The organism is Conexibacter sp. SYSU D00693, from assembly GCF_017084525.1.
Classification (GTDB): domain Bacteria; phylum Actinomycetota; class Thermoleophilia; order Solirubrobacterales; family Solirubrobacteraceae; genus Baekduia.
In genome coordinates this window covers 413,395-427,460 of record NZ_CP070950.1, presented here as the reverse complement: position 1 = coordinate 427,460, position 14,066 = coordinate 413,395, and the positions used below count along the sequence as shown (strand labels likewise).

Below are 14,066 nucleotides of genomic sequence, written 5' to 3'. Positions count from 1 at the left end.
CACGACGCGCGCGAGGCGGGCCGGGTGGCCCGCCTCGCGGCGTGAGTCGTGGGTCTGAGCGGCGCCCTACCAGGTGCCGTTGTTGCCGCCGCCCGAGCCGCCGCAGCCGCCCTCGCCGGCCGGCGAGCAGACGCGGGTGATCTCGCCGGTCGTGGCGTTCTTGGCGATCGTGAACGTGTGGTTGTTGGCGCCGGTCTTGGCCTTGGACTTGGCGACGACCGACCAGCCCGTGGCGGTGCCGGCGATGACGATCTGCTCCTCGCCCGTGCCGATCTTGCTGTTCAGCTCGGGGAGCTCGTCGGTGCCGGCGGCCTCGTTGGCGCCGTCGCACAGGGCGTAGTCCTGCTTGTCCGTGTAGCACGCCTCGATCTGGGTGACCGCGTTGCGGGCATCCGACTTGGCGGCGGAGTCCTGGCCCTTCTTCTGCTGGCCGAGGAACGTCGGGAGGGCGATCGCGGCGAGGATGCCGATGATCAGGATGACGACGAGGAGCTCGATGAGCGTGAAGCCGCCCTCGTCGTTCTTGAAGCGCTGCAGCACTGTGGGTGATCTCCTGGGATCTGGTTTGGACCTGGTGTGCTGCCAGTCCCTCGGGTCCTCGGTGGCAACCCGGCTTCCTCGCGCGTTCTCCGCGGGAGGTCCGTGGCTTTGCGTCCCGGCCTCGCGGCGCGGTTTGCCCTTGGCACCTCAGTCCTGGCCTTGCAAGGACCAGATCGGCCCGCCGTGCCAGGACCTCAAGCGATTGGACGTTCGTACTAGCCACAGTCGGTGGTGGCACCATGGGGGCGTGCGCAACCGCCGCCTCCTCGTCGCTCTCGCCCTGGCGCTGGTGGCGGTCGGTGCCATCAGCGTCCTGAGCTCCATCGGCGATCCGGAGCAGGCGACGAAGCCCCCGGCCTCCTCGCGGCCGCCCGCGGTCGAGGCCGAGGGCGTGCTGCCGCAGGACCGCACCGTACGCGCGCGCGTGGGAGAGGTCGTCGTCGTGACGGTCGACCCGCCCGTGGCCGACACCGTCGAGATCGGCGGCATCGGGCTGGGGTCCTTCGCCACGCCGCAGACCCCGGTCCGGCTCGAGTTCGTGGCCGACCGGCCGGGGCGGTTCCCCGTGACGCTGCGCCTCGACGGCCGGCGCCTCGGGACCGTGGTGGTGAGCGCCGCGGCGTGAGCCGCCCGCGCGACGCCGCGCTCGACGGTCTGCGCGCCGTCGCGGCGCTGGCGGTGCTCGCGTACCACGCGTGGCTGTACTCGCTGCCGCGCGTCACCGCCTCCACGCGCGAGACGACCGTCGACGCGGTCGCCCACGAGCTCCGGCTCGGCCTCGTCCTCTTCTTCGTCCTGACCGGCTACCTGCTGTTCGGGCCGTGGGTGCGCGCGGCGATGGACGGCGGCGTCGCCGGGCCGTCCGTGCGGCGCTACGCGCGGCGCCGCGCTGCGCGGATCCTGCCGGCCTACTGGCTCGCGCTCGCAGGGTCCATCGCGCTGCTGTGGCCTCGGGAGGGCACGCCCGGCGTCCGCCTCCCACCCGAGGACGACCTCTGGCTGTTCGTCGTGCTGGGGCAGGACTTCAAGACGTCGACCCTGCTCAAGCTCGACCCGCCGATGTGGACGCTGACGGTCGAGGCGACGTTCTACGTCCTGCTCCCGCTGCTCGGCGCCGGCGCGCTCTGGCTCGCGCGTGGCCGGCTGCGTGGGGCGCCTGCGGCCGGGCCCGTGGCAGTGGCGGTCGCGCTGCTCGTCGGGGGCGTCGCCTGGAACTGGTGGACCAGCGACCGCGACCTGCCGCCCACCGTGACCAAGGTCCTGCCCGCCATGGCGCCGTACTTCGCCGTGGGCATGCTCGCCGCGGTCGCCGTCCGCGGTCGTCGCCTGGACGGCCGCGCCGTCGGCGTCCTCGTCGCGCTCGGAGCGCTCCTCGTCGCCGGCAACGGGTGGTGGGCCTACCGCGAGGCCCTCGAGGGCTCGACCGCGATCGAGCTGCGCATCGTCCGCGACCTCCCCGCGGCGATCGGCTTCGCGCTGGTCGTCGGCGCCGTCGCGGCGGCCGCCCAGGTGCCCCGCGGCCTGGGATCGCGCCCGCTCGCGTGGACCGGCAAGGTCAGCTACGGCCTGTACCTCTGGCACGTGCCGGTGCTGCTCGTCGCGCGCGCGGAGGGCCTCCTCCCCGCCTCGGCCTTCGGCGCCTTCGCCGTCGCGCTCCCGCCGTCGCTCGCGGTGGCGGCGGTCAGCTGGTACCTCGTCGAGCGCCCGGCGATGGCCTGGGCCCGCGGCCCTCAGCCCTCAGCCGGTGCGGCCGGCTCGGGCTCGCGCCAGCGCGCCTGGGCGTCGCGCCCGGCGATGACCGTCCCGGTCCCGTCGCACCAGGGGCAGGGCACCGTCGACGCCGAACCACCCAGGTTCGACACGACCTGACCCGTCCCGCGACAGGGCGGGCAGGGCTGCGGATCCGCGGTCTCGGGGGTCTCCTCGGCGCTCAAGGGGCGCCACGGTAGCGCGCGAGGCTGCTGGCGGCGACGCCGAAGGGGTGGCCGCGGGGCGTGCGCGACGGCGGGCCGCAGTCCTACGCCGCGTGGCGGGCGCCGCCACCGGCCGCACGCCCATCGTGCGCCTGCATCCGAACAGCGAGGGCCTCGTCGTCGGCGCCGACCTCGCGGGCACGGCCCATCGGCTCTTCATCGGCGACGCGCGCGGATGGCGGGTCGTGCGCGTGGCAGGCTGACGGTCGTGCCTCCTGCAGTCGACCGGCAACGACGTGCGGCGGTGGTGGCGGTGCTGCTCACGGCCGTCCTCGCGTCGGCGGCCCCCGCCGCGCCCGCGGCAGACCCCTCCACGTGCTCGCCCTCCCCGGCGCGCGACGGCCTCGTGGAGGGACGCGCGCCCTCCGGGGAGCGCGCGCTGGTCACCTGCGTCGCCGGCCGGTCGCGGGTGGTGCGCGCGCTCACGAAGGACGAGACGCTCGTCCGCCGCGACGCCCAGGGCGTCACCCTCGCCGCCGTGGTCCGCCGGCGGCGTCCGACCGTGGCGGACCAGCTCGTCGTCGTCGACACGTTCGCCACGCACACGCACGTCGGCAGCTTCTCCGGGCGCGTCACGGCACTCGACGTGCGCGAGGACGCCGTCCTGTGGGTCCGCCACGACGCACGCAGATGGACGCTGGCGCAGTGGTCGGGCGGGAACGTGACGCGCCGCGCCTCGTCGGCGGCGCCGATCCGCGACCTCCACCAAGGCCGGCGGCGGGTGGCATGGACGACGGGCGGCCGCCGCGTTCGGCGCTTGCGGTGGCCGGTGTCGCCCGCCGTCCTGCGCACCATCCCTGGACAGGTCGACCTGCGGCCGTCCACCCGCCCGTGCGATCCACGTTCCGGCGGCCTGGCCGGCTACGCGTGCAGCATGCTCGACGGCCACGACGGGCTGCGCGCGGTGCAGCCCGACACCGCGCAGCTCTCCCCCGACCGCCGGAGCGTCTGGATCGACCTGCTCACCGGCGGCTGCTCCGGCGACGACCTCTACGCCGTCCGTGACGAGGCGGTGCGCTCGCTGGTCCGCGTCGAGGTCCGTCCTCGCGGCGCCCGCGAGCTCGGCATGCTCGTCCTGCAGCCCACGCCGCCACGTCCCCTGCCCGCCGGCCCGCCGATCGCCTGCGCGCCCATCGGCACCCTGGTCCGCATCGCCGTGCGGCTGCCCCCGCTGCCGGCCGGCTCCCTCCTGCCGGGCGCCGGCGAGCCGCTGCTCTACGACGACGCGTTCGTCCCGCCGCGCCTCCTGGGGCCTCGCGCATCCCCATCCCTCTAGGCGCGTGGTCGCCACGCGCTCGCGGTGCTGCGCAGCCGCAGGTCGCCGAGGCCGTGCGGCGCGCGGCCCCAGACGGTGAGGAGCATCCCCTCGCCGCGGACGGCGGCGCAGAACGCGTTGCCCAGCTCGGCGACGACGCACGGCTGCGGCTCACCGTCGACCACCAGGGTCGCCGGGCGGACGCTCGCGCGCCACGCAGCCTCGCGTTCGCGGCGCCGTCGCGCGTTGGCCGACAGCGACATCGCCGCCGCGGACGGCACGTCTGGCAGCGCTTCCTCGCCTTCGTCGTCCTCCACCAGCTGTTCGATCCCCTGCCGGGCGACGTCCTCCACGCGATCCCACGCGTGCTCCTCCAGCTCCACCTCCACGACGACGGACCTCGCGGCGTCCGTGGTCCTGATGCTCGAGAGCACTCCGTCGCGCGTGCCCCACCCCTCCACCTCGAGCACGACGTCGTCGGCGGCCATGACCGGCACCGTCGCGGCCGCCACGACCTCCGCCGCCTCCATCGCGCGCTTGGCGGCCCACTCGGCCTTCAGCCGCTGAAGGCCTTGCTCGTCCTCGTGGCCCTCGGGATCCACGGCGCCGTACCAGGCCCCGACGTCCTCCTCGTGGCCGCAGCGACGGCAGACCGCCACCGGGGTCGGCCGCCACTCGCCCCGTACCTCGTGGCTGCCGCGGGAGTCGTCGGAGGGCGTCACGACGTCCCACGCCGGCGCGCCGCGACATGCCGGACAGGGCGTCACCGCGTCCTCGACGGGCGCGCGAGCCCACGTCTGCGCAAGCCGGGGGACGACCAGCGCACCGTCGGCGTCACGGAAGCACACCGGAGGCAGGTGACCCTCCGCGGCCTCGTCGAGGACGACGACCCACGCTCCACGGTCCGCAGGGCAGCGGTGGCGACGCCCCCGGCCGTCCACGACCTCCGCAACCACCGCTCCGGCGGGCGCCGGCCCACCGGCGATGGTGGCGCCGGGGAGCCCGAGGATGGCGGCGCCGTCACGCAACAGCGTGCCCGCACCGTCCGCGCGGTCGTGCGCCAGCCACAGCTCGCCGCCCGGCCCGCGCAGCACGGTGGCCACGCCGTCGGCGTGCGGGTGCTCGGCGAGGACCTGCGTCGGTCGCGGCACGTGTCGACCCTACGAGGCGGGCACGAACCCGGTGCACCCGCGCGCCGACGCGCCACCCACGTCGTCCGTCCGTCCACCCCCCGTCGCGTCCTGCGACACGGACGCCGATGCACGACCCATGCAGATGGTCTGCTCATGGATGAGCGGCCGCAGGCGACTTCTGAGCGGCCAAGGAGGGTTCGCGCTCACCGAGCACCTGGTGGTCCTCGCCGTCGGCCTCACGGCCTTCGGCGCGACCCTGTTCGTCGTCGACGCGGTCAACGGGACCTACACCCGGCAGGCCTCGCGCCTGGACGCGCTCAACGAGCTGCGCCCGCAGATGGACCGCCTCGTGCGCGAGATCCGCTTCGCGCAGCGCATCACCGCCACCGGCGCGCAGACCTTCACGGCCCGAGTGTGGTCACGCACGGCCGCCGTGGCCACGACGCGCGACGTCAAGTGGGACTGCTCCGTGCCGTCGGTCAAGGTCCCCGGTGCCTACCGCTGCACCCGTCAGGACCTCACCGCCGGCACCGCCGCCGTGACGATGGTCGACGGGCTCACGAACACGAACCAGTTCACCTGGTCGACGACGTCGCGCTTCGTCGAGATCCGCCTGCGCCAGAACGCCAAGGGCAACACGCGCCCGGTGACGCTGCGCGACGGCGTGAGCCTGCGGACCTGTCGCACTGCCTCCTTGCTCTCGACGGAGTGCGCGGCATGACCGCCGTCACCGCGTTCCTGCGCACGACCGCGCGCCGCCTGCGCCGCGAGCAGGCCGGCATCGGCCTGCCCGAGCTCCTGGTGGGCCTGCTGCTGCTGGCCATCGGCGTGGGGTCGATGCTCACCGTCTTCTCCTCCACGAGCGAGACGGTGCTCGGCAACGAGCGCCACGACGTCGCGGTGGAGCAGGCCGAGCTGGCGCTCGAGCGCGCCCGCGCCCTGCCCTACGCCGACCTCCAGATCCGGGGGACCGCCGCCACCGACGGCGTCCCGGGCTCGCGCGTGCAGGGCACGAACTTCCGCATCAAGACCGGCACGCTCGAGGAGCTCGTGCAGTCCGGCGGCACCCCGAACGCCAGCACCCCCGGGCTCGACCCGGTGACCTCCGACGCGGTCGGGAACACCGGCACGCCGATCAGGGTCAAGATCTACCGCTACGTCACCTGGCGCGACGAGGAGTGCCCGCTCCTCAACCTCAGCCAGCTCGAGACGACGCTGACCTCCACGATCACCCTGATCAACCAGGTCAGCGGGCTGCTGCAGAACCTCACGGGCCCCAACGGGACGATCAACAAGCTCCTGAACTCGCAGAACACGCTGCTGGGCGCGGTCCTGGCCCCCGTGCTCTCGATCCTCAACCCCGTCCTGACGCCGCTGGCGAACGTCCAGAACCTCATCAAGCCGCTCGGTGCCCCGCTCGCGGCGATCGGGTTGGCGGTCGCGCCCATCGCCGCGATCACCAACGGCGGCTTGACCCAGCGCCTGGACCTCTGCGACCTCGACATCAACCTGTTCAAGCAGCTGAGCAAGCTCAACGTCGTCAAGACCGCGCTGACGACGCTCAAGCCGCTGCTGCAGAGCCTCGACACGCTCGTCGACGACGTCAACGACATCGTCCTGCCGCTGCTGAACCTCAACGTCCTGGCGCTCCTCGTCGCGGTGCCCCAGGCGGTGATCTCGCTGCCCTCGATCGTGTCGAGCCTCCTGACGGTCGTCACGAACCTCCCGAACGTCATCACCTCGCTGGCGCGGGACGGCCTGCAGCTCGTGCCGTGGTTGGCCGAGACCGCAACCGGGTTGGCCACCGCGGTCACGCAGATCCTGGTGGCGCCGAACACGACGCACAACACCAAGCGCGTGACGGTGGCCATCGTCGTCGACCACCAGGACGGGACGGGCCCCCAGAGCCCGGTCTGGGCCTCGACCGTCATCAGCGACCCGAACGCGGGGCTGCTCGGATGACCCGCCGGCTCGCGGCCCGGCGCGACGAGCGCGGCTTCGTCCTGCCCATCGTCCTTGGCGTCCTGCTCGTGGTGACGCTCGTCACCGGCGCGTTGCTGATGTACGCCGTGCAGGGCTCGCAGGCGGCCAACGAGGCCCGCAAGGACATGCGCGCGTCGGCGACCGCTGACGCCGCCATCGACGTCGCCGTCTACCGGCTCAACAAGACGCTCGCGACGAGCTCGATCACGGGCGTGGTGAACCTCGCGAGCGACGTCGTCTCCTGCGTCCAGGTCGACGCCCTGACCGGCGCGCTGAGCGTCGGCTCGCTCGCCGTCGGCGGATGGTGCCCCGCGATCCCGTGGGAGGCCACGGAGGACACGGCGGTCGGCTCCAACAAGTTCCGCTACATCGTCTCCTCGTCGGTCAAGGTCACCGGGTCGATCGGCGACGTCCTCCAGCGCAAGGTCGTCTCGCAGGACGGTGCCGGCCGTCGGGTGGTCGCGCTCATCCAGCTCGACCTCAACCCGGACAACATCCTCAGCCTGTTCAGCGTCAAGCGCACGGCCGAGTGCCGGCCGACCGCGCCGGGCGCGGCGCTCACCCTGACCGGCTGCCCCGCCCTGTAGGGGACGGCACGGCGGACGGATCGCCGATCAAGTCCTGGCACCGGCTGCCGATGCAGAACCCGCGCAGGACATGAGGTCCCGCGCGACAAGCGACTTCCCAGGGGGGAACGAGACATGACCCGCACGACCCGCGCCGCCGCCGCCGTGATCTTCGTGGCCGGCGCCACCGCCGTCGCCGCGCCCGCCGCGTCGGCCGCCACGCCCGCCGGCTCCGACGCCGCCACCGCCCGGGCAGTGGCCCATCAGCGCGGTCTGCTCGACGGCCTGCTCGGAGGGGGCGGCGGCCTGCTCGGCGGCCTCACCAACTCGCTGCTGGGCAGCGCCCAGACGACGACGCCCGACGCGAACATCGTCAACAGCCTCGTGGGCGGTCTCACCGGCTCGCAGACCAACGGCCTGCCGCTCGGCGTCGTCACGAACACCGTCTCCACGCTCCTCGGCGGTGGCCTCACCGGCTCGCTGCCGATCGTCGGCCCGCTCGTCCAGACGGTCACCGGGACGCTGGCCGGCGGCGCGCTCTCGGGCAACCTCGTCAACGACCTGCTCAGCGGCGGCGTGCCGCTCGGCAACGTCGTCGCGGTGGTCGACGGCCTGCTGGGCTCGGTCACCGACCAGTCGATCCTCGACGGCGCGCTCACCGCCGCCGTCGGCCAGGTCCTCGGCGCGGGCATGCCGGGCGACCTCGGCGGCCTGACCTCGCTGCTCGGCATCCTCGGCGGCGAGGGCGACGTCCTCGGCAGCGTGCTGGACCCGGTCCTCGACGTCCTCGACGCGGTCGTCAGCAACCCGGCGCTGCCCCAGGAGCTGCGCGACCTCGTCGGCGGCCTCACCGGCTCGCTGCGGTCGGTCGGCAACGGCGTCGTCGGCGGCGACCTGCTCGGCCAGGTCGGCGACCTGCTCGGCGGCCTCGCCGGCGCTGGTGCCGGTGGCAGCCAGCTGTCGGGCCTGCTGGGCAACCTCGGCTCGCTCTTCGGCCAGAAGGCGCAGGCCGCCTCGACGAAGGCCACGCAGAAGCCGTCGACCAAGCCGAAGTTCCGCATCACCGCGGCGATGCGCGCTCGCGTGAAGTCGGTCAGCGTCACCAAGGACCGCAAGAAGGTCCGCACGAAGGTCACGTGCCCGGCCACCGCGCTGCTCGGCTGCTACGGCACCGCGCGCCTGCGCTACGCCGGCGCCGCGACCGGCAAGACCGTCGCCGTCACGCTCGGCGCGGGCAAGTCCAAGACCGTGACCCTCACGGTCCCCGCGAAGGTCCGCGCCACGCTGCGCAAGAAGGGCGGCTCGATCGGCGTGCGCGTCTCGTCGGCCACCAACGACGGCATCGCGTCGGCCAGCCGCAGCGCGACCGTCCGCAAGGCGACGCGCTAGCGCGTCCCGCTGGCACGCCGGCCCGGGTCCCCCCTTCCCGGGCCGGCGCTAGCGTCCGCCGGGTGCGCCCCGACGGACGCTTCGCCCCCAGCCCCACCGGGGTGCTGCACCTGGGGAACCTCCGCACCGCCCTGCTGGCCTGGCTCTTCGCGCGGGCCCAGGGCGCCCGCTTCCTCGTGCGCGTCGAGGACCTCGACCGAGGCCGCTCGCGCCCCGAGCACGAGGCACGCCAGCTCGCCGACCTCGCCGCGATCGGCCTGGACTGGGACGGCGACGTCGTGCGCCAGTCCGAACGTGCCGGCCTCTACGACGACGCGCTCGCCCGGCTCGAGGGCGCCGGGCTGCTCTACCCCTGCTGGTGCACCCGCGCGGAGATCCGCGAGGCGGCCGGTGCGCCCCACGGCGACCTGCCCGAGGGGGCCTACCCGGGGACGTGCCTGCGCCTCACGGGCGCCGAGCGTGCGGCGCGCGAGGCGGCGGGGCGCCCTCCGGCGCTGCGCGTCCGCGCCGGCAGCGAGCGCGTCGCGTTCCGCGACCGCCTCCACGGCGACCAGGACGGCGTGGTCGACGACTTCGTCGTGCGCCGCAACGACGGCGCGATCGCCTACAACCTCGCGGTCGTCGTCGACGACGGAGCCCAGGGCGTCGGCGAGGTGGTGCGCGGCGACGACCTGCTGTCCTCCACCCCGCGCCAGCTCTGGCTCGCGCGGGAGCTGGGCCTTGCGCAGCCGGCGCACGCGCACGTCCCGCTCGTCCTCGGCGAGGACGGCGCGCGCCTGGCCAAGCGCCACGGCGCGGTGACGCTCGCCGACCGGGCCGCGCTCGGTGAGGACCCCGCCGCCGTCCGCGCGCGCCTCGCGCACTCCGTCGGCCTGGCCGACGAGGGCGAGCAGCCCTCCCCCGAGGAGCTCGTCGCCCGCTTCGACCCCAGCACGTTCCGGCCGCCCGGGTCGGGCCCGCTGCCGGGGCTGTAGGGTCGCCGCTCATGGCCTCGACCTCCCCCGCCGAGCTCGCCGAGCGCGCCCGCGCCGCGGGCCGGCTGGGCATCGACACGGAGTTCATGGGCGAGGGCCGCTACCAGCCGCTGCTCTGCCTCGTCCAGATCGCGATCGACGACGGCGACGGCGGCTCGGACGTCTTCGTGCTCGACCCGCTCACGGAGGAGCACGACTACGCGCCCCTGGCCGACGTGCTGGGCGACCCGGACGTCGAGGTCGTCCTGCACGCCGCGCGACAGGACGTCGCCCTGCTGCGCCGCGACTGGGGCAGCCCGGTGCGCAACGTCTTCGACACCCAGGTCGCCGCCGGCTTCGCCGGGATGCGCGCGCAGCTCGGCTACGAGCCGCTGCTCAAGGAGGTGCTCGGCGTGCGGCTGCGCAAGTCGGCGTCGTTCACCCGCTGGGACGACCGGCCGCTGACCGAGGAGCAGCTCCAGTACGCGCGCGAGGACGTCGTGCACCTGCTGCAGCTCGCCTCCGCGCTGCAGGACCGCCTCGACGAGCGCGGCCGGCTCGAGTGGGCCCGGGAGGAGTGCCGCGCCTTCGAGCTCATCGACGACGCCCGCGACGTCGACGTCCTCTTCGCCAAGCTCCCGCGCGTCAACTCGCTCGAGCCCGCGCAGCGCGCCGTGGCGCGCGAGCTCGTCGCGTGGCGCGAGCAGGCCGCACGCGAGGCCGACCGCCCCGCGTCCACGGTCCTGCACGAGGCCACGCTGGTGGAGATCGCCAAGCGCCGCCCGCAATCGCTCGACCGCCTGCGCCAGATCCGCGGCGTCTCGGAGCCCACCCTGCACCGCCGCGGCAAGGGCCTGCTGGCCGCCGTCGAGCGCGGGCGCTCGCAGCCGCCGATCCCGGTCGTCGGCGACCGTCCCTCCCAGCCAGACCCGGAGGACGCACCGCTCATCGCGCTCAGCGAGGCGCTCGTGCGCACGAAGGCCGCGTCCGAGGGCCTGGCCTACGAGCTGCTGGCCTCGCGCGCCGACCTGCAGAGGATCGTCACCTCCCAGCGCACGGGCGAGGACGAGCCGGAGGTGCGCACGCTCGGCGGGTGGCGGCGCGAGGTCGTCGGCCAGGAGCTCCTCGAGCTCCTCGCGGGCCGGCGCAGCCTCCGGGTGGGGCCGCGCCGGCGCCTCGAGGTCGAGCCGGTCCTCGAGGACCGGCCCGTCGGCTAGTCCTCCAGGAAGGCCAGCACGAAGTAGATGAGCTGCGTCAGCGCGGCGAGCGCGCCGACGACGTAGGTCAGCGCGGCGGCGGTCAGCGTGCCGCGCACGCCGCCGGCCTCGCCCGCGGTGACCAGGCCCATCTCGCGCAGCTGCACCCCCGCGCGACGCGACGCGTCGAACTCGACGGGCAGCGTCACGAAGTGGAACAGCACCGCCACGGCGTAGAGCGCGATGGCGACGACGACCAGGCCGGCGAGCTGCAGGAAGAAGCCCGCCATCAGCAGGACGATCCACAGGTTGGACGACAGCGCCACCGCCGGGAACATCGCCGTGCGGAACGCCAGCGGCGCGTAGGCCTTGGCGTGCTGGATGGCGTGGCCGACCTCGTGGGCCGCGACGGCGGCGGCGGCCACCGACCGGCCGTCGTGGACCGGCTCGGACAGGAAGACCTTGCGGGTGCGCGGGTCGTAGTGGTCCGACAGCGGCCCGCCCGGCGAGGGCAGGACCTCCACGCCGTGGAGGCCGTTGCGGTCCAGGACGGCGCGCGCCACCTCCTCGCCACTCAGGCCGGACTCGACGGCGCGAGCGGCGTTGCGCGCGAAGGTGCGCTTGAGCCACCACTGGGCACCGAGGCCCAGGACCAGCGGCGGGATCAGGAAGGCGAGGTAGAGGCCGATGCTCATGCTGTTGCACAGGCTAAGGGCGCCCGATCAACGCTGCATGAAGCGGGGCGGCCGGAGCCCTCGGGCGCGTGCAGATCGCCGAGGGGCAGGGGGGAAGGTCTCGACGACGCGTGTGTGGGGGGAGTGCGCCCAGAGGGACTCCGGCCTACTCTCCACTGTAGCCCCGTGTTTCGGGCCCGAAACGCTGTGCGGACCAGGTGTGCGCGTGAGGACTACGCGCGGGCGCGCGCGGCCTTCAGCTGCGCCTTGGAGATGACGTCCACGACGACGACCTCGCGCTGGCTGAGGCGCTCGACGAGCCCCTCCTTCTCCAGGCGCTTGAGCACGACCGGGCACTTCTTGCAGCGCGGCTTGTCCTTGCAGCACTTCTTCTTGCCCTTGATGCGGGTGCCGACGGCGAGCTTCATCTCCGACCGCGACGGTAGCAATTCCTTAGGGCGCCCGAAGTGCGCCTCCCTCCCGCAGGGTCGACCGTGCGCGGTGCCGGGGAAGCAGCGGGCCTGGATCTCCGCGCGATCTCGACGGGCCGCAATGTCTTCGTCGAGTACGGCGGTCGCACGTACGAGGTCGGCGAGGCGCTGGTCGGACGGCTCGAACGCGAGATGCGCGCCGAGCCCGGCGAGGACGTCGACGGCGTCGAGGACGCGCAGGAGCTCGGCCTCGACCTCCCCTCCTGGTTCCCCGAGAGCGACACCCGCGAGGACTCCAGGGTCGGCGACGAGGACACCACGCGCGTCACCGGCACGCTCGACCTCTCCGCCGCCCTGCGCGGTCTGCGCCGCCTGGCCGACTCGCCGCTCGGCGCCGCCGACCCGGCGCTCCAGGAGCTGCGCTCTCTGGGGCCCAAGGCCATCGCCCGGATCGACCGCCAGGTCTCGGACTCGCGCTTCGCGCTCGAGGCCGCCAAGGCGGACGGCACCCTGCGCCGCATCGCCGCGGAGGCGAAGACCGACGAGGGCGGCACGAAGGGCTCGATGCGCTTCGAGCTCGTGCTCTCCGGGGTCGGCGAGGAGCAGCGCATCGACGCGCCCTCGGGCGGCCGGCCGATCGGCGAGCTGCTGCAGCAGTTCGACGAGGACGGCGGTCCTGCGGAGGCCGGGAGCCGCGAGCTGCGCACCGAGTAGCGCATAGGGTCGGGGCATGGACTTCGCCCCCTCCGACCGCTGCCGCGAGTACACCGAGCGCCTCGAGGCGTTCATGGCCGAGCGCGTCCACCCCGCCGAGGCCGTCTACGAGGAGCAGCTGCGCGAGTCCGGCGACCCGCACTTCGAGCCGCCGGTCATGGAGGAGCTCAAGGCACAGGCGCGCGAGCGCGGGCTGTGGAACCTCTTCCACCCCGACGAGCAGCACGGTCCGGGGCTCGAGGTGGTCGAGTACGCGACGCTCGCCGAGGTCATGGGCCGCAGCCACATCGGTCCCGAGGCGTGCAACTGCTCGGCACCCGACACCGGCAACATGGAGGTCCTGTCGCTCTTCGGGACCCCGGAGCAGCAGGAGCAGTGGCTGCGCCCGCTGCTGGACGGCGAGATCCGCTCGGCCTTCGCGATGACCGAACCCGACGTCGCCTCCTCGGACGCGACGAACGTCCAGCTGTCGATCGTCCGCGAGGGCGACGAGTACGTGCTCAACGGCCGCAAGTGGTGGACCTCCGGCGCGATGCGCGAGCGCTGCAAGGTCTTCATCGTCATGGGCAAGACCGACACCTCGGCGCCGCCCCACCGCCAGCAGTCGATGGTCCTCGTCCCGCGCGACACGCCGGGCGTGACGGTCAAGCGCAACCTCAACGTCTTCGGCTACGCCGACCAGGAGGGCCACGCCGAGGTGCTCTTCGAGGACGTCCGCGTCCCGGCGACCAACCTCATCGCCCAGGAGGGCGACGGCTTCCTCATCTCCCAGGCCCGGCTCGGGCCCGGGCGCATCCACCACTGCATGCGCGCGATCGGCGCGGCCGAGCGCGCGCTCGCGCTCATGTGCGAGCGCGCCTCGCAGCGGGTGACCTTCGGCAAGCCCGTCGCGACGCGGGCCAACGTCCAGGACTGGATCGCCGAGTCGCGCATCGAGATCGAGATGGCGCGACTGCTGACGCTGAAGACCGCGTGGATGATGGACACGGTCGGCAACAAGCACGCGCGCACGGAGATCGCCGCGATCAAGGTCGCCGCCCCGAACGTCGCGCTGAAGGTCATCGACCGCGCGATCCAGGTCCACGGCGGCGGCGGCGTCTCCGACGACTTCCCGCTGGCCTGGCTGTGGGCGCACATGCGCACCCTGCGCCTGGCCGACGGCCCGGACGAGGTGCACAAGATGACGATCGCCCGTCGGGAGCTGGCGCCCTACAAGCCGGACCAGCCGTAGGTCGCTGGCGCGGGCACCGCGGTCCGGA

General features: G+C 74.0%; 16 protein-coding genes and 1 riboswitch. Of the genes, 12 read left to right on the top strand and 4 right to left on the bottom strand.

Features of this window, described 5'->3' with window-relative positions:
* Nucleotides 1–66: 66 nt before the first annotated feature.
* Nucleotides 67–540, bottom strand: a complete 474-nt coding sequence (locus tag JUB12_RS02175; RefSeq protein WP_205697977.1) for a type IV pilin protein — start codon at nt 538–540, stop codon at nt 67–69.
* 60 nt (nt 541–600) lie between these two features.
* Nucleotides 601–688, bottom strand: a riboswitch (cyclic di-GMP riboswitch).
* A gap of 99 nt (nt 689–787) precedes the next feature.
* On the opposite strand from JUB12_RS02175, the gene JUB12_RS02170 reads away from it, so the two are divergent.
* From JUB12_RS02170 to JUB12_RS02155, 4 genes are all read left to right on the top strand, one after another.
* Nucleotides 788–1,165, top strand: a complete 378-nt coding sequence (locus JUB12_RS02170) for a hypothetical protein (RefSeq protein WP_205697976.1) — start codon at nt 788–790, stop codon at nt 1,163–1,165.
* Nucleotides 1,162–2,409: an acyltransferase gene (locus JUB12_RS02165; protein WP_205697975.1), complete on the top strand. Its 1,248-nt coding sequence runs from the start codon at nt 1,162–1,164 to the stop codon at nt 2,407–2,409. Before JUB12_RS02170 ends, JUB12_RS02165 begins: the two co-directional genes overlap by 4 nt.
* Before the next feature lie 157 nt (nt 2,410–2,566).
* A complete protein-coding gene (locus tag JUB12_RS02160) occupies nt 2,567–2,716 on the top strand; it encodes a hypothetical protein (RefSeq protein WP_205697974.1) in 150 nt (49 codons plus the stop codon).
* Between the two features lie 5 nt (nt 2,717–2,721).
* Nucleotides 2,722–3,789: a hypothetical protein gene (locus JUB12_RS02155; protein ID WP_205697973.1), complete on the top strand. Its 1,068-nt coding sequence runs from the start codon at nt 2,722–2,724 to the stop codon at nt 3,787–3,789.
* Here JUB12_RS02155 and JUB12_RS02150 read toward each other — a convergent pair.
* Complete coding sequence (locus tag JUB12_RS02150) at nt 3,786–4,919, bottom strand: hypothetical protein (RefSeq protein WP_205697972.1); 1,134 nt, start codon at nt 4,917–4,919, stop codon at nt 3,786–3,788. The two genes, JUB12_RS02155 and JUB12_RS02150, sit on opposite strands and share 4 nt — an antisense overlap.
* Nucleotides 4,920–5,058: 139 nt before the next feature.
* Between JUB12_RS02150 and JUB12_RS02145 the strand changes: the two genes are divergently transcribed.
* The 6 genes from JUB12_RS02145 to JUB12_RS02120 all read left to right on the top strand — a co-directional run bounded on the left by JUB12_RS02145 (nt 5,059) and on the right by JUB12_RS02120 (nt 11,009).
* Nucleotides 5,059–5,622: a type II secretion system protein J gene (locus JUB12_RS02145; RefSeq protein ID WP_205697971.1), complete on the top strand. Its 564-nt coding sequence runs from the start codon at nt 5,059–5,061 to the stop codon at nt 5,620–5,622.
* A complete protein-coding gene (locus JUB12_RS02140; protein WP_205697970.1) occupies nt 5,619–6,863 on the top strand; it encodes a hypothetical protein in 1,245 nt (414 codons plus the stop codon). The genes JUB12_RS02145 and JUB12_RS02140 overlap by 4 nt, the downstream gene beginning before the upstream one ends.
* A complete protein-coding gene (locus JUB12_RS02135; RefSeq protein WP_205697969.1) occupies nt 6,860–7,471 on the top strand; it encodes a hypothetical protein in 612 nt (203 codons plus the stop codon). Before JUB12_RS02140 ends, JUB12_RS02135 begins: the two co-directional genes overlap by 4 nt.
* A gap of 114 nt (nt 7,472–7,585) precedes the next feature.
* A complete protein-coding gene (locus JUB12_RS02130) occupies nt 7,586–8,839 on the top strand; it encodes a hypothetical protein (protein WP_205697968.1) in 1,254 nt (417 codons plus the stop codon).
* Nucleotides 8,840–8,901: 62 nt separating this feature from the next.
* A complete protein-coding gene (gene gluQRS / locus JUB12_RS02125) occupies nt 8,902–9,813 on the top strand; it encodes a tRNA glutamyl-Q(34) synthetase GluQRS (protein WP_205697967.1) in 912 nt (303 codons plus the stop codon).
* 11 nt (nt 9,814–9,824) lie between these two features.
* Nucleotides 9,825–11,009, top strand: a complete 1,185-nt coding sequence (locus JUB12_RS02120) for an HRDC domain-containing protein (RefSeq protein ID WP_205697966.1) — start codon at nt 9,825–9,827, stop codon at nt 11,007–11,009.
* On the opposite strand, the gene JUB12_RS02115 is transcribed toward JUB12_RS02120, so the two are convergent.
* Together JUB12_RS02115 and JUB12_RS02110 are read right to left on the bottom strand one after the other, a co-directional pair.
* Nucleotides 11,006–11,683: a zinc metallopeptidase gene (locus JUB12_RS02115; RefSeq protein ID WP_205697965.1), complete on the bottom strand. Its 678-nt coding sequence runs from the start codon at nt 11,681–11,683 to the stop codon at nt 11,006–11,008. The two genes, JUB12_RS02120 and JUB12_RS02115, sit on opposite strands and share 4 nt — an antisense overlap.
* Before the next feature lie 212 nt (nt 11,684–11,895).
* Entirely contained in the window at nt 11,896–12,090 is a 195-nt protein-coding gene (locus JUB12_RS02110; RefSeq protein ID WP_205697964.1) for a hypothetical protein, read from the bottom strand.
* 39 nt (nt 12,091–12,129) lie between these two features.
* Between JUB12_RS02110 and JUB12_RS02105 the strand changes: the two genes are divergently transcribed.
* Nucleotides 12,130–12,807 (top strand): hypothetical protein, encoded by a 678-nt coding sequence (locus JUB12_RS02105; RefSeq protein WP_205697963.1) that lies wholly within the window; start codon nt 12,130–12,132, stop codon nt 12,805–12,807.
* Between the two features lie 16 nt (nt 12,808–12,823).
* Nucleotides 12,824–14,038 carry an acyl-CoA dehydrogenase family protein gene (locus tag JUB12_RS02100; protein WP_205697962.1) on the top strand — a complete coding sequence of 405 codons (1,215 nt, stop codon included), beginning with the start codon at nt 12,824–12,826 and terminating at the stop codon, nt 14,036–14,038.
* The last annotated feature ends 28 nt before the right edge of the window (nt 14,039–14,066 follow it).

Coding starts and splice junctions, on each gene's coding strand:
- JUB12_RS02140 (WP_205697970.1), top strand. CDS start 5,619: ATGACCGCCGTCACCGCGTTCCTGCGCACGACCGCGCGCCGCCTGCGC.
- JUB12_RS02135 (WP_205697969.1), top strand. CDS start 6,860: ATGACCCGCCGGCTCGCGGCCCGGCGCGACGAGCGCGGCTTCGTCCTG.
- JUB12_RS02145 (WP_205697971.1), top strand. CDS start 5,059: ATGAGCGGCCGCAGGCGACTTCTGAGCGGCCAAGGAGGGTTCGCGCTC.
- JUB12_RS02110 (WP_205697964.1), bottom strand. CDS start 12,090: ATGAAGCTCGCCGTCGGCACCCGCATCAAGGGCAAGAAGAAGTGCTGC.
- JUB12_RS02115 (WP_205697965.1), bottom strand. CDS start 11,683: ATGAGCATCGGCCTCTACCTCGCCTTCCTGATCCCGCCGCTGGTCCTG.
- JUB12_RS02100 (WP_205697962.1), top strand. CDS start 12,824: ATGGACTTCGCCCCCTCCGACCGCTGCCGCGAGTACACCGAGCGCCTC.
- JUB12_RS02120 (WP_205697966.1), top strand. CDS start 9,825: ATGGCCTCGACCTCCCCCGCCGAGCTCGCCGAGCGCGCCCGCGCCGCG.
- JUB12_RS02130 (WP_205697968.1), top strand. CDS start 7,586: ATGACCCGCACGACCCGCGCCGCCGCCGCCGTGATCTTCGTGGCCGGC.